This window comes from Gillisella terrae (assembly GCF_004801395.1).
GTDB classification, from domain to species: domain Bacteria; phylum Pseudomonadota; class Alphaproteobacteria; order Rhizobiales; family Rhizobiaceae; genus Allorhizobium; species Allorhizobium terrae.
Window position 1 is genome coordinate 1 of the sequence record NZ_SSOA01000019.1, and the last position, 25,898, is coordinate 25,898.

Here is a 25,898-nt window from a genome sequence, read left to right on the forward strand (position 1 = left end):
GAAAGGGTTCCCATGCGACGAAAACTCAAAAAGGCCGCATGGAACGAGAAATACCTACTCGAGCTCATTCACCATATGCGATAGGCCTGCCCATGAGGGGGAGATGTCCGGCAGGACAGAGGGGGGTGAGCTACACGGTAAAACCTATGCGTCGTGTACTGTGCACCCGCAGACGATGCCTCATCTGCAGGTGTTTTGCGTCTGGCGTAATTTCGATTATTCCTTGGTGGCACCTGCCATAATGCCGCCCATCATCAGCCGCTGCAAAGCGGTAAACACCACCAGAACCGGCAGAACGGATAGCACCGACATGGACAACAGCTTTGGCCAATCGATACCAAAACGGCCAATGGAATTGGCAATGGCCAATTGCAAGGTCCACTGGTCCTGATTGGTGATGATCAGGAAGGGCCAGAGGTAATCATTCCAGCGCCAGACCAGATTAAAGGCCAGCAATGTGCCAATAGCAGGCAGCGACAAAGGCACAATAATGCGCCACAAAATTCGCCATTCCGGCGTTTTCTCCAAGCGGGCTGCCTCAAGCAGGCTGTCCGGTATGTTGAGAATATATTGCCGCATCAGAAACACGCCGGTCGGTGTGGCGGCTGGTGCAATGATTACCCCTGCCAGCGTATCCAGCATGCCCAGATCTTTCAGCACCAGAAACACCGGGATCAAAATGATCTGCAATGGCACCATCAGTGATGACATGATCAGCAAAAAGAAAATCGTGTCACCCTTGAACCGGAATTTGGCCAACGCATAGCCCGCCATCACGCTGATGGTGACAGACAGCAAAGCGGACAGCACCGACACAATAGCGGAGTTTTTAAAGAAGATGAAAAACCGCGCCTTTGAAATGGTATTCATGAAGTTCACGAGCGTTGGATGCTCAGGAAACAATGTCGGCGGCCACTGAAAAATCTCTGCCTGCGGCTTGAGCGCCGACAAAAACAGCCAGATGGGCGGCAGCATGAAAACCACCAGAACAAGTGCCAGAAGGACCAACCGCGCAGGGGAATAAGGATTCTTCATTTTGCATTCCTCGCAACGCGCAGCTGAATGATGGCCAGCACCATCAAAACGCAGAACAGAACCACCGATTGGGCTGCGGCAACGCCCGCCTTCATCGGCATCTGGAATGCCGTGTCATAAATCGTCTGGATCAAATAAACAGTCGCCTTGCCCGGACCACCGCCAGTCAGCGACACCACCAGTTCATAGACCTTGAAGGCCTCAATGGACGACAGCACCAACACAACAGCCATGGTCGGGCGCAACAATGGCAGGGTGATATGGGTAAATTGCCGCCATTTGCTGGTGCGATCAATCGAAGCTGCCTCGTAATAATCCGGTGAAATTGCCGTCAATCCTGACAAGAAGATCATCATATTGACGCCCGCCTGCCACCACACCCAGGCTACCACCACGGCAATCTGCGCCATCGTATCCTGCTCAAGCCACGGCACCGGTGCAATGCTGACCAGTGAGAGCAGATAATTGACCAGACCGTTATTGAGGCCAAACAGCCAGCGCCAGGTGATGCCGATAATCAGCAGGCTGATCATCGATGGAAAGAAAACCACCGTGCGGGCAAAGGCAAACAGCCGGGTCTGCGGTTGCAAAAGAATGGCCAGAGACAAGGACAGGATAATATTCAACGGAACGGCAACGACCACGAAACCGACCGTTTTCAGCAATGTGACCCTGAAATCGGCATTGTCGAGCAGGTGAATGAAATTATCGAAGCCCACATATTGCGGCAGCGTTTGCGGCACCTGCGGCAAAACCACCACCCCGCGCTTGAACAGGGACATGTAAAAGCCCTGCAATAGCGGATAGAGAGAAAAAGCCACGATCAGCGCCATGGTCGGCAGGATCAAAAAATACGGCCATGACAAGCGCCGCAGCGTCCGCCATTGGAAAAACGACGGCCGTGTGGCCGCCGTCTGTGTCTTTGTGAGATGAGCGCTCACTGCTGGGCCTCAACTGCGTCCTGAGCTGCTTTATGAATCTGGGCAATCGCCTCTGCCGAGGTGATCTGGCCAGCCACCGCTTGCGACACCGCCGCCTTCATTGGACCCCAGACGGACTGCATCTGTGGCCAGGCCTGGTCAGTGGCAGCATAGACCGGGCTGGCATTCAGCTCACCCTGCATGGTCTTGACCGCGTCAGAAGCCATGGTGTTACCATAGTCCACGGTGTCAGCCTTCAAATTGGCGGGAATGACGCCCATTTTTCTGGCAAATTCAGCCTGCGCCTTTGGTCCTGTCATCCACTTGATAAAGGAGACCGATTCTTTCAGGTTGGGGCTGGTGTTGAAGGCCACCAGATAATCGCCGCCATAGATGGACGAGCGAACCGTGCCGTAAGGCGTGGGACCGGCCTGCCATTTAAAGGGAGCCTTTTCAGCCAAGGTCGGGATCTGCCAGCTACCAGACATGTAGGCAACGGCCTGACCGCCCATGAACAGCTCTTTTGGATTGTCCGAGCTTGCACCGCTCCACAGACCCGGCGGCATGGCATCCTTGGTCATCGCAATGAAATCATCTAGGGACTTGGTCCACTTGGCGTCATCCATCACCACCTTGACGGGGGCTTTTTCCGAGAAAATGTGATTGCCATACTGGAACTGATGCACAATCCAGCGGCTAGCCGAGACATCCCACACCAACGGGTAGCGCGTGCCGGATTTTTCAGCTACCTGCTTCAGCTTCGGAACGATCTCTTCCCAGGTCCAGCCCTTTTCCTGAGATGGAATTTCCACACCAGCCTTTTTGAAGGCATCGGTATTGAAGAACATGCCGGTGGAGGTCACATCCAGTGGGGCTGCAATAACTTTGTCGCCCAGCTTCGCACCATCGGCCCAGCCTTTGACGAAATCATTGATCCACTCAGGGCCGATCTCTTTATTGAAGTCAGCCAGGAAAGGACGAATAATCGGCTCCATCGACGATGTCAGCGCAACATCAGGCATGATGCCAGAGGCCGCAAATTGCTGAAACTTCTGAATCATGCCGCTGTAAGGCGTGATCTGGAGATCGAAGGTCGTCTCAGGATGAGCGGCTGTGTATTCATCCAAAAGGCTGCGAACAACCGCCTCCTGAGCATCGTCATCAATATACCAGAGAACCTTGAGCTGGGCTGCTGATGCTGTTGACACCATGACCGCAACAGCCAATGCGGTGCTGCCCATCCACTTCAAAATATTCATCACATTCCCCTTTTTTCCAAGGACTCCTGCCCCTGATGAACCGTGCTTCACGAAAAGTTCGAAGCGAGCTACCCAAAAGCGCCCTGCGTCATATCTGACCGCAGGGGCTTCCTCTTGCTCTTTATACCTGCTGCACAATCTTCTCCCCAAACCGAATTGCACATTTAAGGAATCGTGCAGACGTAGAATTAAATGCCATTCGAATTTGTTCGTTACCAAGACGAATTAAATATGAGAAAAAGAAAGTGTCAAGCGCGCATTCCCATATCGGCTGCAAGAAACGCCTGTTTGTCGAATTTTATGTTCGGCACCTTGACGAACTATGACGAAATACGCAGAGTGAACTTATGAATTGTGTTCGCGCCTCATAGTCTGCGCGGAGCAACCAAGCAAAGGGAAGAGACAATGGCAGGTCTAACGCTGAAGAGCGTGGTCAAGCAATATGGAGCCCACCCTATTCTCCACGGAATTGATCTGGCGGTGAACGACGGCGAATTCGTGGTGTTGGTCGGCCCATCCGGCTGTGGAAAATCCACGCTGCTGCGAATCATTGCTGGTCTGGAGACCACATCGAAAGGCCAGATCCTGATTGGCGATGAGGATGTGACCCACCTTCAGCCTGGAGATCGCGGCATTGCCATGGTGTTTCAGTCTTATGCCTTGTATCCGCATATGACGGTGCGCAAAAACCTGTCGTTCGGATTGGAAAACCTCTCACTCAGCAAGCAGGAGATTGATGGCAAAGTGGCAGAGGCTGCCCGCATGCTGGCCATTGAGCCTTTGCTTGATCGCTTGCCCAAACAATTGTCTGGCGGCCAGCGCCAGCGTGTGGCCATTGGCCGCGCCATTGTGCGCGATCCAAAAATCTTTCTGTTTGACGAACCCCTTTCCAATCTCGACGCTGCCTTGCGCGTTCAGACCCGTGGCGAAATCAGCCGCCTGCACAAGCGACTGGGCGCAACCATGGTGTATGTGACCCACGACCAGATTGAGGCCATGACCATGGCCGACCGCATTGCGGTGCTGAACGGTGGCAATCTCGAACAATTTGGCGCACCACTCGAGTTGTTTGATTTTCCGGCCAATAAATTCGTGGCCGGATTTATTGGCTCACCTCAGATGAATTTTTATGAAGGCAAAATTCATCTGGCGGAGGCTGAAAAAGTCACCGTCGAGGTTGCTGGTCTTGGGCTGGTGGCGGTTCCGGTGGATGGCGCAACTGCTGCTGTCGGCCAGAGCGTCACCTTAGGCATTCGCCCCAATCACTTCCATTTGCGCGCGCAATCGTCCGCCGATGACCATAAAATCAACTTCCGCGCCGATTATGCCGAGAGTGTTGGCACCGAAACCTATGTCTATGGAAAGATTGAGGGCAACACCACGTCCACCATTGTGCATCTCTCCGGCCATGTTGCGGTGGCCGAAAATGATCTGATTGAATTTGGCGTCACCCCGGCCAGCATTCATATTTTTCATGGTGAAAGCGGTTTATCTTTTGCCAAGCGCGGAGCAGACGGCACCCTGATTGCATCATCATAAAGCATCACTCCACATTTCGGTTTGATATTTTGGACTTGCTCATCCACGACGAAGGCACACTGACCATGCAGACCTCCTCAAGCCAGCGGCACATCTTTCCCACATCTGATGCGGCAGCGCAGGCGGTTGCCGCTCATATCATCAGCACGGTCAAGGCAAAGCCAAATGCCGTTCTGGGGCTTGCAACCGGTGCAACCATGGAGCCGGTCTATGCTCATCTGATTGCGGCCTATAAACGCGGCGATGTCCGGTTTTCAGATGTGAGCACATTCAATCTCGATGAATATGCCGGTTTGGCTCCATCTGATCCCGGTTCCTATCGGAGCACCATGGACAGGCTGTTTTTTGATCATGTCGATATTGACAAGACCAAGACCTTTTTGCCGGAGGCATCCCTTGATGCGTCAGCTGCCGCTGGCAATGATTATGAAGCCATGATCATTCAAGCTGGCGGCATTGATTTGCAATTGCTCGGTATCGGTCGCAATGGCCATATCGGCTTTAACGAGCCTGGCTCGGCCATTGATAGCCGTACACGTCTTGTGGAATTGCATGAGGACACGCTGGCCGCCAATGCCAGGTTTTTTGACGGTGGCAAAGTGCCGGGCTCCGCGATCACTATGGGGATTGGCACGATCTTGTCCGCACGCGAAATTGTGGTGCTCGCCACAGGTGCTGCAAAGGCCGATGCAGTACGTGATGCGCATTGCGGCTCGTTCTCACCCGATTGCCCGGCCTCGGCGCTGCAAACCCACAATCATGTTCTGTGGTTTCTCGACTCAGCCGCCGCGAGCACCCGATTTGCGGCCTGATTAAAGCAACATAAACAATAGAAAATGGCCGGGTCTCCCCGGCCATTTTCGTCTATTCTACCAAGCCCGCAGCAATTGCGGCTTCAACCTGCGGCCTGTATTCCAAAATGGCTGCCGCAGACATGCCAGTCCAGCCCTGTAGCAGCGAGCCCCGACCAAAGGGTGGCGCAAAATACTCAACAGAGCCGATCCAGCCGTTTTCGAGGCTGGTTTTCCACCAGCGCAACATTGGATAATCCCAGCCGTTCAGGCCGTATTTCAAACGCTGTTCGGCATAGAGGCCAGAAAGATAAGGCCAGTCGGAGCCATTGTGGTAGCGATAGGCGAAGGCTGATTTGGCGCGGGTGTCCGCAGGCCGCTTGAACGGAGGCCATGCGCACATCACGCCCCAATCACCGTAGGGCTGCTTATCGTTGTTGCGGCTTTCCAGCATCGCCTCAGTCTTGCCAAGCACAATCCTGGCGCGCTCCTTGTCGCATGCCTCAAACCGCAGCAAGGTCAGGCTGTCCAGCGTCAGGTGATCTTCCAGAAAATCCTGCTTGGTGCCGTAATCCGCATACCAGCCGCCGGGGGTCAGCAGTGCCTCATCGAGCGAGGCACGTGCCTTGATCGCCGTTTGGCGAGCTTCTTCCGCCACACCAGCGCTGATGTCGCCAGCATATTTCGCCAGAATATCCAGCGCGCCAATCCACAGACCCAGATTATAGGCCACATAGCCATGGCGATAGACGTTATCCGCCCAATCGCGGTCGTGGCGCGGCTTCATCGGCAGGCCAAGGCCATTGTGATCGAAACCAAGATACCGACGGAAAATCGTCTCAACCGTCTGCCAATGCTTGGTCAAAACCGTCTTGTCGCCACTGACACGAATGTAGTCACCGATGGTGAGAATGAAAAACAGCGGGCTGTCGAAATGGTCGCTCCACCAGTCGGTGCGGCGCGTATGCTCCATGTAATCGACATTGGTGGTGCGGAATTTCTCCCATTCCTCACCCTGCTTCGGCCCCGTCAAAATCACGCCGCTTGGTGCCTCGCCGTCCGGCTGGATGCCCGTGGCCAACAGATCAATCTGGCCACGCACTGCCTCAATATCAAGAAACAGCAGCGCCTGAAGTGTCCAATAACCATCGCGATAATAGGTCCGCGTTGGCGCGCTATAGGCCTGACCGGCGGCAAGACCGAGGAACGAGCCATCTTCCGCGCGGCGAATGCTGGAGAGCGAAGCATGGGCACTTTGCACAGCCATGCTGCGCAACAGAGGAGGCGCGACCGGCAGAAGGTCGCAGCGCTCAATATAGGCACCCGCCTCGGCGATGATGGCATCGACTGAGAGAGCCATGCCGCGTTCGGCTTCCTCAACGCTTGCGCCTGCAGCAATAACCACCACGCCATTGCCGCGCTCTTCAACAATGGTGATGCCCCAAGGGGTTGTCGCGATCCGCCGCGCACCCTGCCGGACAATCTTTTGCGGCTCAGTCAGTGTGCCCCACCAAGCACAGCGGCGGGCCGGGCGAACAGACTTGATCGATGCGCCGACAATGGCCAGCACCGGAGCCGATTGGGCCACATATAATCCATGGCCGTCCGCAGTAATGCGATTTGGCGCATAGGTAAAAGGACCACTCCATGGGGCCAGAAAAATATTGGCCATGCGGCCACAACCCCAAAGGGATAGCTCCAGACGACCTTCCGGGAAGAAATCACCTTGCAGGCGCGGGGCCATAAAGGCCAATTGCAAAGGCTTTTCGCTTTCCACCAGACCGTCTTGTCTGGCCTGCGCCAATGGTTTCACCTGTTCCATATCGCTCTCCTTTGGTGCTGCCTCAAATTTGCCCGCACCCATTGCTTCCACCCAGCGAAAAACAAAAACTCAACACACTTTCTGCAAGCCTTCAAAATGTTCGGCGGCACCCTGAAGGGCCAATGTAACCGCCCCAATCATTCCCGCCTGCCCGCCGAACTGACTAGGCTCAATCCGGCACTCAAAAGGCAGCAAAGGCTTCAAGTGACGCTTGAGCGCCTCAAAAAACTCAATCTGTGTGCCAATGCCACCGCCGATCACCGTCATGGATGGATCAAGCAAGGCGTGGACCGCCGCCAGCCCAACCGAGGCATTTTGGGCAATGTCATCAATGGCGGATTGCGCCGGACCATCGCCCCGCCTTGCGGCAGCGAACAGGTCGGTCACGGTTTGATTATCGGCAGAAAAGCGGGCACGAATACCCTTTGAACCAACGGCATCCTCAAACAGACCATTTTCGGACTGAGGCGCGTCGGCATGCGGTGTCGCACCGAAAGGCAGATAACCAATCTCCCCTGCCCGGCCAAAAGCACCCCGCCAAAGCGCGCCATTGACCACCAGCCCCATGCCGACACCGGTGCCAAAAGAGATAAAGGCCAGGGTGTCATCACCCTTAGGCAAAGCCACGGTGGCCTCAGCAAGGGCGGCAAGATTGACGTCGTTTTCAACAACAACCGGACAGCGAATGTTTTGCGCGCTTAAGCCTGCCATCATCGCGTCGGCGAGGGAACGGTCTGCAGGCAGGCGCAAATTAGGCGATAGCGATGCGAGGCCTGTTTTGGGATCCACCGCCGCTGGTACACCGATGACCACCCGTAGCAAATTAGCGCTGGAGCGACCAGATTTGGCAAGAAGTGTGCTAATCAGCGCAACCATTTGATCCAGCACAGAGCCGTCTTCGCCATGAAGGGTTGGCTGTTCAATGCTTGTCAAAATATCACCGTCCACGTTGGCAATCCCGGCGAGCAGCTTGGTGCCGCCAAGGTCTATGCCGATCACGCAGCTTTGCTGAGAGCCGCCTTCGCGTTCATGAGAGGCAATGGATATTCCGACATTGAATTTGTTGGCCGAACCAGACACGCAGCTCATCCTTATTTTGTTCGGTACGCTGACGAATTTATTATGGAGTGGTTCGGCATCTGTCAAGCGTGCGAGGGCAATAACTGAAACGCCTTCAAAGAAGACAATTCAGGATTGCAAAAAAGAGCGTCGGTATGAATGATGGTAAAGGCGAGATCAGGAACCAAGATCTTCAGGCATAAAGCCGCCGGTTTGCCGCAGCCACAAGCGGGAAAACAAACCGTCTCGTTCGATCAACGCAGCAGGGCTGCCCTCTTCAATGATGCGGCCCTGGTCCAAAACAACGATGCGATCCATCATGGCAATGGTTGAAAGCCGATGGGCAATGGCAATCACGGTCTTGCCCTGCATAACAAGGTCGAGCTTTTCCTGAATGGCGGCTTCTGATTCGCTATCGAGCGCCGAGGTCGCCTCATCCAGCACCAGAATTGGCGCGTCTTTCAACAGCACACGGGCAATGGCAACCCGCTGCCGCTGACCGCCGGAAAGCTTGATGCCCCGGTCGCCCACAAAAGCATCATAGCCTTTGCGCCCTTCACCATCGGTGAGGTCAGCGATAAAACCATCAGCCTTGGCGGCTTTCGCAGCCGCCTCCACGGCCTCCCGGCTGGCCTCTGGCCTGCCATAACGGATATTATCGCCAACCGAGCGATGCAGCAGCGCCACATCCTGAGCGATCACGCCAATGCTGCGACGAAGGCTGCTTTGTGTGACGGCACGAATATCCTGCCCATCAATTGTTATCTTTCCTGCGCCAATATCATAAAACCGCAGCAACAAGCTGACCAGTGTTGTCTTTCCAGCCCCGGAAAGACCAACAAGCCCGACTTTCTCGCCGGGTTGAATTGTCAACGACAAGTGATCGACAACCGGTTTTCCCGCCTTATAGGCGAAACAGACATCCTTAAAACGAATTTCGCCCTTGCTCACCTCAAGGCCTACCGCATCAGGCTGATCGGTGATGGTTGGCGGCGTGGTCATCACCGGCATGGCGTCCTTGATGGTGCCCATGGCCTGAAAAATCTGTTGGCCCACGGCCAAGAACATATAGATCTGCGTCGACAGTCTTTGCAGAATATAGACGGAGCCAACAAACTCACCAACTGTCAGGGTCTGGTGAAGAAGGCCTGCAAAGCCAATCCACAACATCACCAGCCACAGCGCCATGTTGATGACCACAACAATCAGTTCTGAGGTGCGATAGATGCGCTGCTCGGCGTGCTGTGTATCAATGCTCCTTTGAATGATCCGTCGAACGGCCCCGGCTTCGCTGTCTTCGGCTGCAAACTGCTTGACCATCTGCATATTGCTGTAAAGATCGGTGATGGCACCCGACACCAGACTGCGTTGCTTGGCCGTTTTGCGCGATCGCTCGGTGAAGATCGGTGCCAGCTTGACACTGAGCGCGACATTCAGGGCAATCCAGACCGCCACCGGCAAGGCAAGCTGCCAGGACAGGGTCAGCAGCAGAAACACCGAGCCGACAAGCTGCAACAAAAAGCGTGGCACCACCTGAAAAGCGGCAATGATTTGCTGCTGAACAGCGGATGACACCTGCTGCAACCGCGAGGCCACCTGCCCTGCAAACAGATCATGGAAAAACGCGAGATCCTGGCGCTCAACAGCTTTGTGCCCCTGCCATTGAATGGCCGCTGGCATGCCAATGCCCAGCGTGTGCGAATTGAGCGTGTTGAGCAAAAAGGAAACGATGGGCATGATCGGGAAAATCAAAACCCCGAGACATGCCAGAAGCGGCCACTCCGTTTGCAAAAATTGCGCCGCCCCCTTTTGGCTCACGCCATCGACAATGACGGAAAGCCCCCAGACAATGGCGAGATTGATGGCTTCCATCGCCATGGATGACAGCGCAAGCGCAATCAGCACACCGCGAAACATGCCAATAAAATGCATGAGAACCGCGAAGGGCCCCTTCATTGGCATGGGCCGATAGGCAATATCGAGAGGCCGAATAAAATTTTCAAAAGGCCGATATAATCTGTTTGAAATCGACATGCTGTTCTCGGCTTTTAATCAAGGAGAAGACGAGGACTGAACTGGGTGATCGGATCACCCTTCAGCACGCATTTCAACCCCATTTGCCAAGAAACGCCCTCATTGAAGAAAATGATCCGCCACAGAGCTTGGTATTCTCGATGTCAAGTGTATGGATTTCCTTCGTTTTGGCGGCGATCCAGCTCTTCATTATAGCGGCGCATGGCGTGTTGCTCGGCCAGCAAACCAATCACTTTTCGGCTCTCGGCGCTGTCAATCACGGCAAGTGCATCGGCTTCTGCGGTTGAAAATGCCTTCATCGCTTCGCGCACATTTAAATTCGGCAAAAGGGCGGTATCGGCGAAATGCACCAGATCCCGCGCTGTCCTTCCTTCCGCCACTTCGCCATGAATCTCGGCAATCAGCACGATGCCCACATAGCGTTCCATGCGATCAACGACGATGACACGTTGCGTTGCGCCGAGAGGAAAATCGCGGCGGAGCCTTGCAATATCCGTGTCGTCCGTCACCGTGCGGACATCTTTGCGCATCATTCGGCCAACCGTGAGTTCGCGAATCCAGCCAATATCTGCGGCACTCCTGATGGATTCACCCCGCAGATGAAAACGCCAGGTCGCAAAGGAGTAGCCAAAAATACGGCGCGCTGTGACCGATGACACCACGGCAGCCGCCAGAACGGCAATGGTCAGCGGCAGACTGCCCGTGGTTTCCAGCGCCAGAAACGCCATGGTCAGTGGCGCACCCAGCACGGCGGTGGCCATGGCACACATGCCTACAATGGCCACCACCAGCCCCGGAATTTGCAGGCCAAACAGGATCATCCAGCCAATCGCCACCAGTTTGCCAAGCATGGCACCCAAAAACAGCGAGGCAAAGAAAAGGCCACCGCGAAAGCCCGAGCCAATAGAGATGGCGGACGCCAGAACCTTGAGGCAAATCATCGTCAAAAGAACGGGCACGGTATAATAGGCACCAAAGCCGACATGCAGTGCCGAATGCCCTGATGACAACACGGCAGGCGTTACCAGCGCCATCGCGCCCACGCACAAACCGCCCAGTGTGGGCCTGATCCACACCGGCAGGCGGCTTTTGGCAAACAGCATCTCCACAAGCGTGACCGTGCGCATCATGATGATGGCAACAAGCGCGCTGACAATGGCCATGACCAGCACCAGCGAGTAATCCGACGCGCTCAAGTTTCCTGCGAAACCAACCTCAAAGGATGGCTGGGTCAACAATAAACGCACCACGCCAACGGCGGTAATAGAGGCCACCACCACGGGTGCGAGTGAGGCGATGGAATAGGTCGAGATAATCAGCTCAAAGGCATAAAACGCCCCGGTTAAAGGCGCATCAAAGGCGGCAGCAATGGCACCGGCGGCACCACAGCCCACCAAGATGCGCAGATCGCCACGACGCACATGAAAGATTTGTCCCAGCCGCGAGGCAATCGCCGAACCAATCTGCGTATAACCGGCTTCCATGCCGATGGAGGCACCAAATCCGTTGGAAATCATGGTTTGCAGCACCAGAAGCAGACTGCCACTCATGGGAATGCGTCCGCCGTGCAGCGCGTTTGCTTCCACCGGGTCAATGATGGCGATGCGGGCACGCCGCAAAGAAATCCAGCCGACCAAGCCCAACACCATGCCGCCAATGGCGGGAAGAAGAGCGGCGCGCCAAGGCTCGATATAGGCCGCACCACTCACCTCGGTGCCCTCAATGGCAAACATAACGTGGTGAAACCACTGAATACTTGCCACCATAAACGCCACACAGCCGCCCGCCATGACTCCAATGAAAGCGGCAAGCACAACAAGCCAGGTCTCGTCTGCACGCACAATAGCGCGCACACGATGCGGTATTTTGAACAATTTTCTGTCCGGGGTCGTCGCTTTGACGCCCCCGGACTGGTCAAGATTGACCATCCAATCTGCTCCGCTTTTCGAGTCTGCCCGATTGCGATCGGACGGACTCTAAAATTCTTTGCTTTCGTTTGTCTTTACGGAAAAGCGGATTCCACGTTTTCCTGACAAACCCTAGCGCGAGATAAATTCGGCATAGAGATCGGCAATGCGCTGGGTGACGGGACCGGGCTTGCCATCACCCACCGGGCGACCGTCAATACGGGTCACCGGGGTAATGCCGCCAAGTGTGCCGGTCACAAAGGCTTCAGACGCTCCATAAACTTCTGCCAGGGTAAAATCATGCTGGCGCACAACGTAGCCCGCTTCTGCATAGAGCTTTATGACTTTTTTACGAGTGATGCCGTTGAAATTGAAACGTCCGGTCGAGGTCCACAATTCCTCCCCGCGCACAATGAAGAAATTTGTGGAATTGCAGCTTGCCACAAAGCCATGCGGATCGAGCATCAAGGCTTCATCGGCACCGGCATTGATGGCCTGAATGAGCGCATGAATGAAGTTCAGGCGGCTGTGGGAATTCAGGCGCAGGTCAAACACATCGGGCGTGCTGCATCGGACGGCAGATGTCAAAAGCGACAGACCCTTTGATTTGGACTCTGGCTTGGGCAGCTTGAATTCGGCAACGATGACAATGGTCGCTTGCCCCATGGCAAAACGGGGATCCTGATTGGGCGTTTTTTTCTTGCCGCGCGTAATCATCAGGCGCGCATGGGCACCATCTGTCATGCCGTTCTTCTCAAACACCTGCCAGAGCGTGGCGGTCAGCTCTTCACGGGTCATGCCAATATCAAGCTGAATGGAGTTGGCACCCTCATAAAGCCGATCCAGATGTTCATCGAATGCGATGATTTTGCCGTTGACGAGACGAACCCCTTCCCAAACGCCATCACCCAACACAAAGCCGGCATCGAACACCGACACCTTGGCCTCGTCACGTTTGAAATATTCCCCGTTTACGTAAATCAAAACGTCATCGTTGCGAGAATCGGCCACATAGCCCTGAGAGCTGGTATTGCTGGCGGCGACTGCATTCATGGTAAAAGTCCTTGTTTTTGTGGCAGATGCGCTCAATCAGAACGCAAATTCGGTAAAGCGGTTGAGAAACGCGCGAGTGCGCTCCTGCTTTGGATTTTTCAAAACCTCATCGGGCGTGCCTATTTCGTGAAAAACACCATCGGCCAGAAAAATCACTTTGGTGGCGAAGTGATAGGCAAAGCCAAGCTCGTGGGTGACCAGCAACATGGTGCGGCCTTCCTCGGCCAGCTTGCGGATCACGGTGAGCACTTCACCAACCAGCTCTGGGTCAAGCGAGGACGTTGGCTCATCAAACAGCAAAATTTCCGGCTCCATTGCCAGCGATCTGGCAATGGCCACGCGCTGCTGCTGTCCGCCAGACAGGCGACCCGGATAGGCATCGAATTTTCCGCCAAGGCCAACCTTTGCAAGCTCCTTTGTGGCGCGTTCTTTTGCCGCCGCACGCTTCATGCCTTTGACGGTCAACAGTCCTTCCATGGTGTTTTCCAGCACCGTCATGTGGGGAAACAGGTTAAACTGCTGAAAGACCATGCCAACGCGCTCGCGCACGGCACAAAGCTCAGCTTCGGGGTAGCGGCGCGCACCATCCTTGCCGGTTGGTTTGCCAATCTCTTTGCCGTCAAGGGCAACGGTGCCGCTGGTGGGCATTTCCATAAAATTCAGGCAGCGTAGAAACGTGCTTTTGCCAGAGCCGCTGCCGCCAATAATGGCCACGCGCTCGCCGGGTTTGACTGAAAAATCAATACCTTTGAGAACGTGAAGATCACCGAATTTTTTGTGCAGGTTTGACACCTGAAGAATAGGCTCACTCATGGGGGCTCCTTGAACCAGCGCGATCAGGCTTTTGCCGCAAGGCGCTTTTCAAGGCGCGCAGACAGCCAAGTGCCGGGGTAGATGAGGACGAAATAAATGAAGGCGACCGTGGTGAGAATTTCGAGCGGGCGGTAATAGGTCGAGCTCAACAGCCGCCCCTGATACATCAGCTCATGCACCGACAGCACCGATGCCAGCGACGACATTTTCGCAACCTCAATCGCGCGGTTGGTAAAGGCCGGCAGCATGCGCTTGAACACCTGCGGCAGAATGATCCGGCGCAGAATTTTGGAATGGCGCATGCCCAGCGCCTTTGCACCTTCCCATTGACCATGACCGATGGACTGGATGCCGCCTCGAAAAATCTCGGCGCTATAGGCCGAGGTGTTCAACCCCAGGCCCAGCAGTGCTGCGGTAAACGGCGACAATTGCACACCGATGATGATCGGAAAGGCATAGAAAAACCAGATGAGCTGGATCAGCACTGGCGTGTCGCGAAACAGCTCAATGTAGATGAGGCTTGGCACACGAAGGCTTGCATGTTTCGAAAGCCGCGCCAAGGCGAGCAGAAAGCCGCCCATCAACCCCAGAAGAATGCTGGGCACCCACAGTTCAACCGTCACCAGCAAACCACGAAGCAGCACGGGCAGGCTTTGAAGGATGAGCGGAAAATCAAACTGATAATTCATCACAGCACTCCTTAGCGATAGGCTGTCAGGCGCGCCTCAGCGAGACGCGCAAGCGTGCTGGCGGTGACCAGCAAGATGACGTACATCAGGGCAATTGTGGTGTAGACTTCCAAAGGTCGAAACGTCTCGCTGTTCACAATCATTGCCTGATAGAGCAGATCAGCATAGGCCAGCGTTGAGGCAAGAGCCGTGGTTTTGATCAGCTCGAACGAGCGCTCGACAAAGGGCGCAAACATGCGGGTCATCGCCTGCGGCAGAATAATCCGGCGCATCATCTGCGCATGGCCCATGCCAAGCGATTTTGCCCCTTCCCATTGTCCCTGTTCGATCGAAACAATGCCGCCGCGAAACACTTCGGCATAAAAGGCACCTGACTGAGTGGAAAGCGCCAGCACGGCCGCCGTGAAAGGATCAAGGCTGATATTGGCCAGCATCGGCAGGGCATAAAAGAACCAGAAGAAATGAATGATCGGCGGTGTATTGCGATAAAACTCAATGAAAATCGACGCCGGAAGAGAGAAATATCGACGTGGAGAGAGCTTGGCGAAGGCCAGAACAAGACCAACCAGCACACCGAGAACAATCGAAATCCCCGCGATTTTAATTGTGTTCAGCAAACCCGTGAGCAGCAGATCCCACCTCGCAAAGACACCGGAAAAATCCCATTGGTAGTTCATGACGGCTGAACCCTTTAGACGTGCGAAGCCCTTGCCGCACAGGATACACTGGCGACTCTCGGTTTGTTGTGAGGAGAACCTGGGCGGGAAGGAGAAAACCCTCCCCGCAAGTCTATTTGCTTATTGCCAGGCTTCCTTGACCAGACCGGGAATGCCCTTGGGGTCAATGTTTTTGGATTTCAAATAGGCGTCAAAGATTTGATCCGGCACGCCTTCCTTGTAAAGCGTGGCAAATTGTTCGCTCACCCAATCGCGGAAGGCTGGGTTGGCTTCCTTCCGAAGGCCTGCGCTGGTTGCAACGGGATTAACAGGTGTTGGCAAAATGACCTTACCCAGTTTCAATCGAGCATATTGCACCACCAAAGCGGGGTGAAACTGCACCACCACGTCCACGCGGCGAGAGGCAAAAGCGGCAATGGCCTCGTCATTGTTGGAAAAGCGATTTATTTCCGCTGTCTTGACCATGGCCGTAACATTTTTGTCGAGCGAGGTGCCCAAGGTCACACCAATGCGGATGCCGGATTTATCAATATCCTCCCATGATTTGATAGGCGAATCCTGCGCCACCAGAGCGCCCATGGCATAATAAAACAGCGGGGCTTGCGGAAAATCGATGGCCTTCTTGCGCTCTTCAGTGGGGTCCAGAACAAACATCAGATCAATCTGATTGGCCTGCAATGCCGCTACTGCATTGGCCCAGGTGGTTTCAACCGGCACCAGAGTTGCGCCAAGATTGGCAGCAAGCTTTTCACCCATGGCAACACCAACGCCGGTCCATTTTTCCGTCATCGGGTCTTTGAAAAACCAGGGTTCGGCCGAGGTCACACCAATGCGAAGCTGCTTGTCCTGCTTGATCCGGTCGAGCGTCGACGTGCCTTGCGCAAAGACTGGCAATGCGCTGCTGGCCAAAGCCGTCACTGAGAGGCTCAGAAATGTTCTGCGATTGGTGTTCATGGAATTCGTCCTCTGTGGTTCGTAACCTTGTTAAATGGCCATTCAGGCTTCTTATGGTGCTGTTTCTGCGATTGTGGTCGGGTCTTTTCGCCTTGCCAGACCCAATAGAAAATCTTCTGTCTGTTGCCCGCCCCGCGCCATATGATTTTGGATCTCAGCCCGCATCGCGGCCAGATCATCACCAAGCGCGCAGGCAACATAGCTGTCGTGACCATCACGACGCGGCCCGCGAATTCCGTGGGCACGGTGGTGGGCTGCCCAATAGAGCTGAAGGCGGCCGCGAATACTTTCCCATGTCTTGATCAAAATCTTATGGGCGGACGCCTCATAAACAAAACCGTGAAGCTGAAGCTCGGCGTGAATGCTACCGACATCATCCTGTGCATCAATGCAATGCGTGAGAGCGGCATGGCGCGCCAGAAGACCGCGCCGAAAACCCTCATCACGCCGTGACCAGACAAGTTCAAATGCAAATATTTCGAGCGTCACCCGCAGAGAATAAATTTCGCGGACATCCTCAACAGAAAGCTCCACCACATGGGTGCCTGTGTAAGGCACCGTGACAAGAAGACCTTCATCAATCAACTGGCGCATGGCCTCACGCAATGGCCCCCGGCTGACGCCAAACTGCTCGGCCAAGCTGTGCTCTGTTACTTGCGCGCCCGGCGCAATTTCTCCGCTTAAAATCGCATTTCGCAAGCCATCGGCAATATGCGCGCGAAACGTCGCCTTGGGAACGCGCATAAAATTCTGCGACGGTGGGACGCTCATGGCGGGCCTTTATGCTCGGTGATCGATTGTCAACAATCAATCACAGCAAAAAACGGGAGTCAACCAGACAATCACCCATGTCAATAAAAGCACAGCATCCCTTTGAAGCAACGCGTTTGCCCCACCTCACCGACTGCATAATTCCTTAAATCGGAATCGATTTAAGGTGAAAATTATGCAGCAGATTTAAAGTGTTAAAGCATCCTTTGTGCGCCATATATGGCGCACGGTGCTGTAAGGAGAGCTCATCTGATCGCGGTAATCTCAAGAACCTGGGCCCCTAAACTTACCTCATCTCCGACCATTTTCCCCGTCAACGCCTTTGCAACGGGCGACACATAGGAGATTGATCCAGCTTTCGGGTCCGCTTCATCTTCTCCGACAATGCGATAGGTCTGCACACGCCCGTCATCTCGTGCAAAGGTCACTGTGCTGCCAAAGGCCACACGCTCGTCCGATATCGGCTCGGGCATAACCTGAGCGGTGCGGAGGCGCTCCGTAAAATAATTGATGTCCCGCAAAGGGTTGGCCGTTTGACGCCGCCGCTCATTGACATCCTCAATAGTGTTGGCTGCATTATAATCAGTCCGAGCTTGCAATAGCTGCAATTCCAGCATTTTAAGGCCTGACGGGGTAACAAAGTTTGGATGAGGCGAAATGGCGCGCTCAGGCAATTGCGTTTCCGCGGCTGTTTCAGCACTTTCTTCCTTCGTAAACGCAACACTCATAGCAATCTCCATTCACCACGCAGAATAACGATCCTGCGTGGTTTTTGTTCACGCTCCAACTCCGTTGTTCAACACCATGCCCAAAGTCTGCCCGATCTAGGTTTTTGCAGGACCATTCCAGATAAAGAGAATGTAATTTGCATCCTCAACCGAAGGATGGATAGAGGTACCGAACCGGCCCACAAAGGCTGCGCGCTCGTCTTTGCGCACCAGCACACCGTCGCCAGGCTTCATCCATTGAGCAAGCTCATCAAGGGTCTTAAGGCGGGTGATCTTGCCTTTTGTGTAAAATTCAGCAGAGAAGCTGCGCGAATCCAGGATAGCAAGGCGACCCGTCCCAGGAAAGGCCGACACAATCGGACCGTCGCTTGGCAAAGGCGACGTGCTGACGCTCATAAACGACGCTCCGATAATGGCCAGCACAAGCACGATGATTTCAATCATGCCAATCGTCATCCAGCGCACGCCGGGACGCCCGGTTTGCGCCCACAAGATCGCCGCCAGCATGGCCGCCGCGGGAATGCCGGGCAGCACATAGGCGATCAAAATGTTTGCCGCCGCGGTGAAAAACAACAGGGGCGTGAGCGCAAACAGCAAAAGATAGAGCCGCAGACCATCTTTGTCAGTCATGCACCCCTTTTTTTGCCGCCAAATCAAAAGCGGGATAAGCGGACTCCAGGGCAAGGTGGCGGCGATCCAGAACAACCAGATCGTTCCTCTTGGCTGTTCGCGGCCCGCACCATAAAGATCACCTGTCCATCCCGGTTGCAAGAAGCGCTGGATATGCTCACCAATGAGAAAATAGTGAAGAAAGCCCGGCGTGGCGATTTCTGCTGCAACATACCAGGGCACAACCAGCACCACACACATGATTGTGCCGCCAAGCCATGGCAAACGGCCAAGGTCGCGCCAGCCGCCGCGCCAGAGCATCCAGATAAAAATCGGAAAGGTTGAAAGAACGCCTGCAACAGGGCCTTTCGCCAAAAGGCCAATAACGATGCCGATGAAAAACAACCATCCCCAACGACGATCACCTTTCAATCCGCCATAGAAGCCAGCCATACAGGCAACGACGCCAAGCGTCAGGAGCATATCAGTCTGAACATAGGCGGCGCAGACGAAAAACAACCCGGAACTTGCAGTCAACAATACGGCAACAGAGGCTGTTCGCCGTTCGACAACCGAACATCCCCATCGCCACATAATGGCCAGTGTCGCGAGTGTCGCCAGCAAAATGCCAAGTCTTGCGGCAAAAGGATTGGCACCAAACAGCGCAATTCCAATGGCCGAAACCCAAGTATGCAATGGAGGCTTTGCCCAAAAAGGTACGCCATAGTCAAATTGCGGCGTTATCCAATTGCCGGTTTCGACCATTTTGCGGGCAATTTCCGCATAACGCCCCTCTGTAGGGTCGGTGAGCGGCACCCACCACATCGCCACTAATCTCAAAACGAGGAGAGAGACCAAACCCCAACCAATGGCACGATCCTTGTTCATTTCACTCAACTTTCACAGTATTTTCATCTTCAAGGATCCGCCGTATGGCGTGACAAGCACTCTTCAGCCTACCAATTTTTTCTCGGATAACATGCGCCTGCGACCGGCGCTACTGCATAATTTTTCTCCATTTTAAATCGTTGAAGAACGAAATTTATGCTGTCGGTAGAAATTGCAGCAACGAACCTATGCCAGCCATATTTTACAGACTGTGCAGACGCCCACCAAGAGAAGCGCTTGCTTATGATTTTCAGCCGATCCATCGCTCAATCCTCAAATTCTTCCGCACAAGTCTTTAGATCGAAATCGATCTAAAGAGAAAATTATACAGCAGATTGAACGCGTTATCGCATCCTTTGTGCGCCATATATGGCGCACGGTGCTGTATGTTTGGCGAATGCTAAGCCCCAATCCTGACGCAGACCTGAAGCTGCTATCATCCATCATGTCAACGTGAGCGCACGGTTTGCAGGGATTGGTAAAAGGGGGCTCGATGAAGGCATCTACTTGCAGGTAAGCTTGACAGCATATTTATTTCCATTATTCTGGATATATGGAAAATGAAAACGCAATTCTCATCCTTGCAGCACTCGCCCAGCCGACCCGGCTGGAAACCTTTCGGCTGCTCGTTCGCCACGAACCACACGGAATGCCGGCTGGGGATATCGCCCGCGCCCTTGCTGTGCCGCAAAACACCATGTCGGCGCATCTCAACATTCTGTCGCGGGCTGGGCTTGTCACATCGCAAAGGCACAGTCGAATTATACTTTACCGTGCAGAACCAGAAAAATTGCGCGCCTTGACACTGTTTCTGCTCAAAGATTGCTGCGGCGGTAATGCAGAGCTTTGTGCGCCGCTGATTGCTGATCTCACGCCGTGTTGCTCTTCAGAGAAGGTGACGTCATGACCTCCCATTGGGGGATTGAAGACCCCGCAGCCATTGACGGCAAGGACCCGCAAAAGCGCAACGCTTACACCACGGTTCTCCACGACATAAAATTGCGCTTCGGTGCCTTTGCTGCTCTGCCGCTGGCAAACTTCGAGCGCCTGAGCCTGCTGATCAGGCTGAAGGAAATCGACGTGCTTGAATGCTTCACTCATAAAAGGCCCAACGTTGCATGAGCAATCCCATTGATATCGTGATCTACCACAATCCAGACTGCGGCACCTCGCGCAACACGCTCGCGATGATCCGCAATGCCGGTATTGAACCGCATGTGGTGGAATATTTGAAAACACCGCCATCGCGTTCATTGCTGGAGCAATTGATTGCCCGCATGGCTATTCCTGTGCGCGAAGTTTTGCGCGAAAAAGGCACACCCTATGCCGAGCTTGGTCTGGGCAATCCGGCGTTGAGCGATGCGCAACTTTTGGATGCAATGATAGAGCATCCGATTCTGATCAACCGCCCGATTGTTGTTACACCCTTGGGCGTCAAACTATGCCGCCCCTCGGAAGCGGTGCTTGATATTCTGCCCACTGCCCAGCAAGCAGCTTTTGCCAAGGAGGATGGTGAGGTTGTGATTGATCAGCGCGGCCATCGCGTCATCTGACTTCATGTGCTTCCGTTTGCCGCCGTCTTGTTTGGAGGACTGCGGTTCATCTCTTTGTCAGGAAAACGCCAAATGCGCCCCGAACAACCAACACTACGCCTATCTTTTCTTGATCGTTATCTGACGGTCTGGATTTTTGCCGCCATGGCGCTTGGCGTTTTGCTTGGCACGGTTTTCACCGGCCTGCCCGCCGCCCTCAACAGCCTGTCTGTGGGGACCACCAATGTGCCCATCGCCATTGGACTGATCCTGATGATGTATCCGCCGCTGGCGAAAGTGCGGTTTGAGCAACTGCCGCAAGTGTTTGTCGAAAAACGAATTTTGGCCATTTCCCTGCTACAGAACTGGATTATCGGCCCGGTGCTGATGTTTGTGCTGGCGGTAGTTTTCCTGCGCGATTATCCCGAATATATGACCGGCCTGATCCTGATTGGCCTTGCCCGCTGCATTGCCATGGTGCTGGTCTGGAACCAGCTTGCCAAAGGCGATAATCAGTATGTCGCAGGCCTTGTGGCATTCAACTCGATCTTTCAGATCCTGTTTTTCAGTGTCTATGCCTGGTTCTTCCTCACCTTTCTGCCGCCCCTGTTTGGTCTTGAAGGCAGTGTGATTGATGTCTCTTTCTCGACAATTGCCGAGGCCGTGCTGATCTATCTCGGCATACCGTTTGTCGCGGGCTATCTGTCCCGCCGCATTTTAAGCGCAACCAAGGGGCAAGACTGGTACGAGACGGTGTTTTTGCCAAAGATCAGCCCCATTACGCTGGCGGCGCTGCTTTTTACCGTTGTTGCCATGTTCAGCCTCAAGGGTGGCGATGTGGTGCGTCTGCCCGGTGATGTTGTAATGATCGCTATTCCGCTGACGATCTACTTCTTCGTCATGTTTCTGGTCAGCTTCTGGATGGCCAAATCGGTTGGCACGGATTATCCGCGCACAACAGCGGTGGCCTTTACGGCGGCTGGCAATAATTTCGAGCTGGCCATTGCCGTTGCTATTGCCTCTTTTGGTTTGGCTTCCCCTGTGGCATTTGCCGCCGTCATTGGTCCACTGGTCGAGGTGCCAGTACTGATCTTGCTGGTGCAAATGGCCCTGTGGATGGGCCGCAGGTATTTTAACAAACCTACCTCTGCATAATGCCGCAAATAGGCATCCACTTTTGACATTGCGCAAACAGATATCATCATTGGGGGATTGTTATGGTCGAATTGCCCGCTGCCGCACTAGAGTTCATCCGTCAACCTGATCTCGATGCGCTGCGTCCGCCATTATCACAGCACAAGCCGCGCATTCTGATCCTCTATGGTTCGCTGCGTAAAATCTCGTTCAGTCGGTTTCTGGCGCAAGAGGTGGCGCGGCTTTTGGAGCATTTGGGTTGCGAGGTGAAGATATTTAATCCCGAAGGGCTTCCTTTGCCCGATGGTGCACCCGAAACCGATGCCAAAGTGCGCGAATTGCGAGAGTTGTCGCTCTGGTCGGAGGGCCACGTCTGGATCAGCCCTGAGCGCCACGGTGCCATGACCGGCATTATGAAAGCGCAGATTGACTGGATTCCGTTAACGACTGGCTCCGTGCGCCCAACCCAAGGCAAAACGCTGGCCGTTATGCAGGTTTGTGGTGGTTCGCAATCGTTCAACGCGGTCAATCAGCTACGTATTCTCGGTCGCTGGATGCGGATGATCACCATTCCCAACCAATCATCGGTTGCCAAAGCCTGGCAGGAGTTTGACGAAAATGGCCGCATGAAGCCCTCAAGCTATTATGATCGCGTTGTTGATGTCTGCGAAGAGCTGGTCAAGTTCACACTGCTAACGCGCGACGCCTCCGGCTATCTGACGGATCGCTACAGTGAACGCAAGGAAGAGGCGGCCAAGCTTGAGCAGCGCGTGGGCTTGAAATCAATATGAATGAGCGCCCGCCGATTGCTACCATCCTCGCACTGGGGCTAACCCAGATTATCGGCTACGGAACCCTCTATTACAGCTTCAGCATTTTAGCGCCCGATATGGCGCGTGATCTGAACTGGTCCACCGAGTGGATTTTTGCCGCCCTCTCCGCAGCCCTTCTTCTGGGCGGCCTAAGCGCGCCTGTACTCGGTCGGGCCATTGATCATTTTGGTGCAGGACGGGTGATGACGGCGGGCTCTGCGATAGCCGCAACGGCTCTTGTCGCTTGCGCTTATGCGCCGGGCAAAGCCGGCTTTATCACCGCCTTGATCGTCATCGAAGTGGCCGCCAATCTGGTGCAATATGGGGCAGCCTTTGCGCTGCTTGTGCAGGCAAGTCCCCGCACTGCCCAACGCAGCATCACTTATCTCACGCTGATCGCCGGGTTTGCCTCGACGATCTTCTGGCCTGTAACCACACTGTTGCACACCCATCTGTCATGGCAGAATGTCTATCTGGTCTTTGCGGGGCTTAACCTGTTGATCTGCCTGCCGCTCCATGCATGGCTGTCTTACGGTCTCGCTAGGGGCGAAGCACAAAAACACAGCAGTACTGCGCAAACTATCGAAGGTTGTCTTGCCCCAGAGTCGCGCCCGCTTGGGTTTATGCTGATGGTGGTCGGCTTTTCGCTACAATCGCTCGTCAGCGCAGCAATTCTTGTGCATATGGTGCCGCTACTGTCCGGACTCGGATTGGGGGCAACCGCCGCCATTGTCGGTACCGTGTTTGGCCCCGCGCAGGTACTAAGCCGATTTACCAATATGGTGCTTGGTGGCAATCTGCCACCCCTGACTTTGGCGACAGTTGCTGCCGCATTGATCCCTGGCGGGGTACTGATCCTGATCCTTTCCGCCCCTTCCGTGGTGGGAGCCATGGCGTTTGCTCTCGTCTTTGGCCTGGGCAGCGGTCTTTTCAGCATTGTCACCGGCACATTGCCGCTGATGCTTTTTGGCAGCGATGGCTACGGGCGGCTTCAAGGCAAGGTGATGGCTGCACGACTAACCGTTTCTGCCACTGCGCCCTTTGCGCTGGCGTTCGCTATAGCCCATATTGGTACGATGTGGTCGCTTACCATCACAACGGCGCTTGGCGCTTTAGCAGTTGTCGCCTTTCTGTCCATCGCACACCTGCAACGCTACGAGTCCTCGCTGGCGCAGAAAGCTGAGGTGTAGCTCTTGCACTTGATGAACGCTGGCGAAACCTAACTCTAATGTCCTCTGCCAAACGCCAAATCCCGCTGTCGCACAAAAGCCATTTTTCCGCTAACAGAATTCTCATGACTACCCTTGCGAAAACCCGATTTGCCGCATCATTCATTCAGACCAAGCTTTTACCCATTATGATCGATGGGGTCCTGTCGATCTCAGCAAAACCGAATTTGCTATAAAAGCCTACGACCGCCTCATTGCGCGGGTCTATGCCGAGATGAACACCGCAAGCACCGGCGTGACGGAGAGATTGCAGTTGGTGGCGAATTAGTTTCGCGCCATAACCGCCTTTTTGCAGCGCTGGCAGGAGATTGATGTGCAAGTGGGCAGGATAGGAAGCTGTTATCTCCTGCGGCGTCCGAGGGGCTTTTCGAATATAGTTCAACACATTAGCATCCTGCGCCGTCGTCGCAGAAAAATTTTGAAGCTCAACGAGCAACATCGGCCACCATTCGGCTTCAAGGCGGTTCTCGTAAAAAACGGTGTCAGAAGCAGCAACGCAGTAGCCCATCACCACGTCGTCACAGGTAATCACAAAGGCATTTTCAGGGCAGATCCGCAGATAGGGCAAAGCCCATACAAAGCCTGGAAGCCTGGGATCACTATAGCAATGCGTACCATCAAGACCACGATCGGCCGTGCGCAAGCAAATATCCAGCACCGCTGCCTCATCGGATGAGCGGGCATTACGAATGCAAATAGATTCGGAGCGCGCGGTATGATTCATGTCGTTAAACCTCTGAAACGGCGTTAATATTAGCCATAGCGCGCTAACTTGCGCGCGATGCGAAAAATGTCTGCACTATTTAATCATCCGCTCCTTCGTAATCACTTTCGCTGAATAGGCGCGCGCTGCCGCAGTCTTTCTCCCGAAATTGTCAAATACGCCACGAACTGTTGCACTTAAAGTCCCCTTCCATCATACTATGTGTCCTGATCGTTCAAAAGCGTAGAAACTTATCGGGAACCTCGTGCTCGGCGTGAACAACGACCATGGCACAGCCATCATATTCGACAATCTCCATCCGAGACTCAATCATATTGGTCCTGTTGCAACGTGGACAAATGGGTTTGCTTGGTCAAAAGCATAAATGTCCGGCGCGGCGAAATAGACCAAGGCAGCTTTGGTCAAAGCGAGCGGATTAAACATTCTCGATCCGGCAAATTCTGGCAGCGGTTACACAATTCACGGCGTTGGGCTATCGATGCGGGTGACGGAACACACGAAACGTTGCGGCATGACCATGATTGCGCAGCGCGATATTGAGGCCGATGTTGAGGTTTTACGCGCAATTGTGCGCAACAACCGACGGTCATTCGGCATCTATTGCGACGTGGTGACGGCAGGTGGTCTGGATGTCGGCACTGAACTGGTACTAAAAACTAGCGCAGTAAGAGCTTGAGTCTTTGCCTGCTGCTGAATGGCAAAAAGCTCTCTTTGAAGACGTTACAGTCCGGTGCGACCAATATTACGGACGGGGCTGTGGGTCGCATTTTGAATGATTTCGGCCCAAGAATCGAAAAACCCCGCAGGGTTTGCTACGGGGTTTTTTTGATATTTGGTTGCGGGGGCAGGATTTGAACCTGCGGCCTTCAGGTTATGAGCCTGACGAGCTACCGGGCTGCTCCACCCCGCGTTATTGTTA

Annotated in this window: 25 protein-coding genes and 1 tRNA gene; 9 read left to right on the plus strand and 17 right to left on the minus strand. The window is 54.3% G+C overall.

Annotated elements, in window-relative coordinates; translation table 11 throughout:
• Positions 1-216 precede the first annotated feature (216 nt).
• The 3 genes from E6C51_RS19555 to E6C51_RS19565 are packed head-to-tail and all read right to left on the minus strand — an operon-like array spanning position 217 to position 3,214.
• A complete protein-coding gene (locus E6C51_RS19555) occupies positions 217-1,035 on the minus strand; it encodes a carbohydrate ABC transporter permease (RefSeq protein ID WP_146937708.1) in 819 nt (272 codons plus the stop codon).
• The gene (locus E6C51_RS19560) at positions 1,032-1,976 is read right to left on the minus strand and encodes a carbohydrate ABC transporter permease (protein ID WP_230987489.1); all 945 of its coding nucleotides are present in this window, start codon (positions 1,974-1,976) and stop codon (positions 1,032-1,034) included. Before E6C51_RS19560 ends, E6C51_RS19555 begins: the two co-directional genes overlap by 4 nt.
• Positions 1,973-3,214, minus strand: a complete 1,242-nt coding sequence (locus E6C51_RS19565; RefSeq protein ID WP_146937710.1) for an ABC transporter substrate-binding protein — start codon at positions 3,212-3,214, stop codon at positions 1,973-1,975. Before E6C51_RS19565 ends, E6C51_RS19560 begins: the two co-directional genes overlap by 4 nt.
• Positions 3,215-3,619: 405 nt before the next feature.
• On the opposite strand from E6C51_RS19565, the gene E6C51_RS19570 reads away from it, so the two are divergent.
• Positions 3,620-4,753: an ABC transporter ATP-binding protein gene (locus tag E6C51_RS19570; protein ID WP_190237241.1), complete on the plus strand. Its 1,134-nt coding sequence runs from the start codon at positions 3,620-3,622 to the stop codon at positions 4,751-4,753.
• A gap of 35 nt (positions 4,754-4,788) precedes the next feature.
• Positions 4,789-5,565, plus strand: a complete 777-nt coding sequence (gene nagB, locus E6C51_RS19575; protein WP_230987491.1) for a glucosamine-6-phosphate deaminase — start codon at positions 4,789-4,791, stop codon at positions 5,563-5,565.
• Between the two features lie 52 nt (positions 5,566-5,617).
• On the opposite strand, the gene E6C51_RS19580 is transcribed toward nagB, so the two are convergent.
• The 12 genes from E6C51_RS19580 to E6C51_RS19635 form a co-directional block, all read right to left on the minus strand.
• Positions 5,618-7,366 (minus strand): GH116 family glycosyl hydrolase, encoded by a 1,749-nt coding sequence (locus E6C51_RS19580; protein ID WP_190237242.1) that lies wholly within the window; start codon positions 7,364-7,366, stop codon positions 5,618-5,620.
• A 69-nt stretch (positions 7,367-7,435) separates the two neighbouring features.
• Positions 7,436-8,446: an ROK family protein gene (locus E6C51_RS19585; RefSeq protein ID WP_230987493.1), complete on the minus strand. Its 1,011-nt coding sequence runs from the start codon at positions 8,444-8,446 to the stop codon at positions 7,436-7,438.
• Between the two features lie 156 nt (positions 8,447-8,602).
• Positions 8,603-10,459, minus strand: coding sequence for an ABC transporter ATP-binding protein (locus E6C51_RS19590; RefSeq protein WP_190237244.1), 1,857 nt, complete (start codon positions 10,457-10,459; stop codon positions 8,603-8,605).
• A gap of 143 nt (positions 10,460-10,602) precedes the next feature.
• Positions 10,603-12,387, minus strand: a complete 1,785-nt coding sequence (locus E6C51_RS19595) for a chloride channel protein (RefSeq protein WP_190237245.1) — start codon at positions 12,385-12,387, stop codon at positions 10,603-10,605.
• Positions 12,388-12,498: 111 nt separating this feature from the next.
• Positions 12,499-13,419, minus strand: a complete 921-nt coding sequence (locus E6C51_RS19600; protein WP_190237246.1) for an aminotransferase class IV — start codon at positions 13,417-13,419, stop codon at positions 12,499-12,501.
• 36 nt (positions 13,420-13,455) lie between these two features.
• A complete protein-coding gene (locus tag E6C51_RS19605) occupies positions 13,456-14,232 on the minus strand; it encodes an amino acid ABC transporter ATP-binding protein (protein WP_230987495.1) in 777 nt (258 codons plus the stop codon).
• Positions 14,233-14,255: 23 nt separating this feature from the next.
• Positions 14,256-14,921 (minus strand): amino acid ABC transporter permease, encoded by a 666-nt coding sequence (locus E6C51_RS19610; protein ID WP_190237247.1) that lies wholly within the window; start codon positions 14,919-14,921, stop codon positions 14,256-14,258.
• Positions 14,922-14,932: 11 nt separating this feature from the next.
• On the minus strand, positions 14,933-15,598 hold the full coding sequence (locus E6C51_RS19615; RefSeq protein ID WP_190237248.1) for an amino acid ABC transporter permease: 666 nt from the start codon (positions 15,596-15,598) through the stop codon (positions 14,933-14,935).
• A 120-nt stretch (positions 15,599-15,718) separates the two neighbouring features.
• Positions 15,719-16,552, minus strand: a complete 834-nt coding sequence (locus tag E6C51_RS19620) for a transporter substrate-binding domain-containing protein (protein ID WP_146937731.1) — start codon at positions 16,550-16,552, stop codon at positions 15,719-15,721.
• A gap of 51 nt (positions 16,553-16,603) precedes the next feature.
• Positions 16,604-17,296 carry a GntR family transcriptional regulator gene (locus E6C51_RS19625; protein WP_230987496.1) on the minus strand — a complete coding sequence of 231 codons (693 nt, stop codon included), beginning with the start codon at positions 17,294-17,296 and terminating at the stop codon, positions 16,604-16,606.
• A 272-nt stretch (positions 17,297-17,568) separates the two neighbouring features.
• On the minus strand, positions 17,569-18,051 hold the full coding sequence (greA, locus tag E6C51_RS19630) for a transcription elongation factor GreA (protein ID WP_190237260.1): 483 nt from the start codon (positions 18,049-18,051) through the stop codon (positions 17,569-17,571).
• Positions 18,052-18,147: 96 nt separating this feature from the next.
• Positions 18,148-19,548 (minus strand): ArnT family glycosyltransferase, encoded by a 1,401-nt coding sequence (locus E6C51_RS19635; RefSeq protein WP_190237250.1) that lies wholly within the window; start codon positions 19,546-19,548, stop codon positions 18,148-18,150.
• Between the two features lie 553 nt (positions 19,549-20,101).
• On the opposite strand from E6C51_RS19635, the gene E6C51_RS19640 reads away from it, so the two are divergent.
• The 6 genes from E6C51_RS19640 (at position 20,102) to arsK (ending at position 24,216) form a co-directional block, all read left to right on the plus strand.
• Positions 20,102-20,455, plus strand: a complete 354-nt coding sequence (locus E6C51_RS19640) for an ArsR/SmtB family transcription factor (RefSeq protein ID WP_190237251.1) — start codon at positions 20,102-20,104, stop codon at positions 20,453-20,455.
• The gene (locus E6C51_RS19645; RefSeq protein ID WP_190237252.1) at positions 20,452-20,670 is read left to right on the plus strand and encodes a low molecular weight phosphatase family protein; all 219 of its coding nucleotides are present in this window, start codon (positions 20,452-20,454) and stop codon (positions 20,668-20,670) included. The genes E6C51_RS19640 and E6C51_RS19645 overlap by 4 nt, the downstream gene beginning before the upstream one ends.
• Positions 20,667-21,101 carry an arsenate reductase (glutaredoxin) gene (gene arsC, locus E6C51_RS19650; RefSeq protein WP_190237253.1) on the plus strand — a complete coding sequence of 145 codons (435 nt, stop codon included), beginning with the start codon at positions 20,667-20,669 and terminating at the stop codon, positions 21,099-21,101. The genes E6C51_RS19645 and arsC overlap by 4 nt, the downstream gene beginning before the upstream one ends.
• A gap of 72 nt (positions 21,102-21,173) precedes the next feature.
• Complete coding sequence (arsB, locus tag E6C51_RS19655; protein ID WP_190237254.1) at positions 21,174-22,235, plus strand: ACR3 family arsenite efflux transporter; 1,062 nt, start codon at positions 21,174-21,176, stop codon at positions 22,233-22,235.
• A 62-nt stretch (positions 22,236-22,297) separates the two neighbouring features.
• Positions 22,298-23,005: an arsenical resistance protein ArsH gene (gene arsH / locus E6C51_RS19660; protein ID WP_190237255.1), complete on the plus strand. Its 708-nt coding sequence runs from the start codon at positions 22,298-22,300 to the stop codon at positions 23,003-23,005.
• The gene (gene arsK, locus E6C51_RS19665) at positions 23,002-24,216 is read left to right on the plus strand and encodes an arsenite efflux MFS transporter ArsK (RefSeq protein ID WP_190237256.1); all 1,215 of its coding nucleotides are present in this window, start codon (positions 23,002-23,004) and stop codon (positions 24,214-24,216) included. The genes arsH and arsK overlap by 4 nt, the downstream gene beginning before the upstream one ends.
• 145 nt (positions 24,217-24,361) lie before the next feature.
• On the opposite strand, the gene E6C51_RS19670 is transcribed toward arsK, so the two are convergent.
• On the minus strand, positions 24,362-24,979 hold the full coding sequence (locus E6C51_RS19670) for a GNAT family N-acetyltransferase (protein WP_190237257.1): 618 nt from the start codon (positions 24,977-24,979) through the stop codon (positions 24,362-24,364).
• A 397-nt stretch (positions 24,980-25,376) separates the two neighbouring features.
• Here E6C51_RS19670 and E6C51_RS20295 point away from each other — a divergent pair, with 397 nt between their 5' ends.
• Entirely contained in the window at positions 25,377-25,655 is a 279-nt protein-coding gene (locus E6C51_RS20295; RefSeq protein ID WP_407920837.1) for an MOSC domain-containing protein, read from the plus strand.
• A gap of 157 nt (positions 25,656-25,812) precedes the next feature.
• Here E6C51_RS20295 and E6C51_RS19680 read toward each other — a convergent pair.
• Positions 25,813-25,889 (minus strand) — tRNA-Met (locus E6C51_RS19680).
• Between the last annotated feature and the right edge of the window lie 9 nt (positions 25,890-25,898).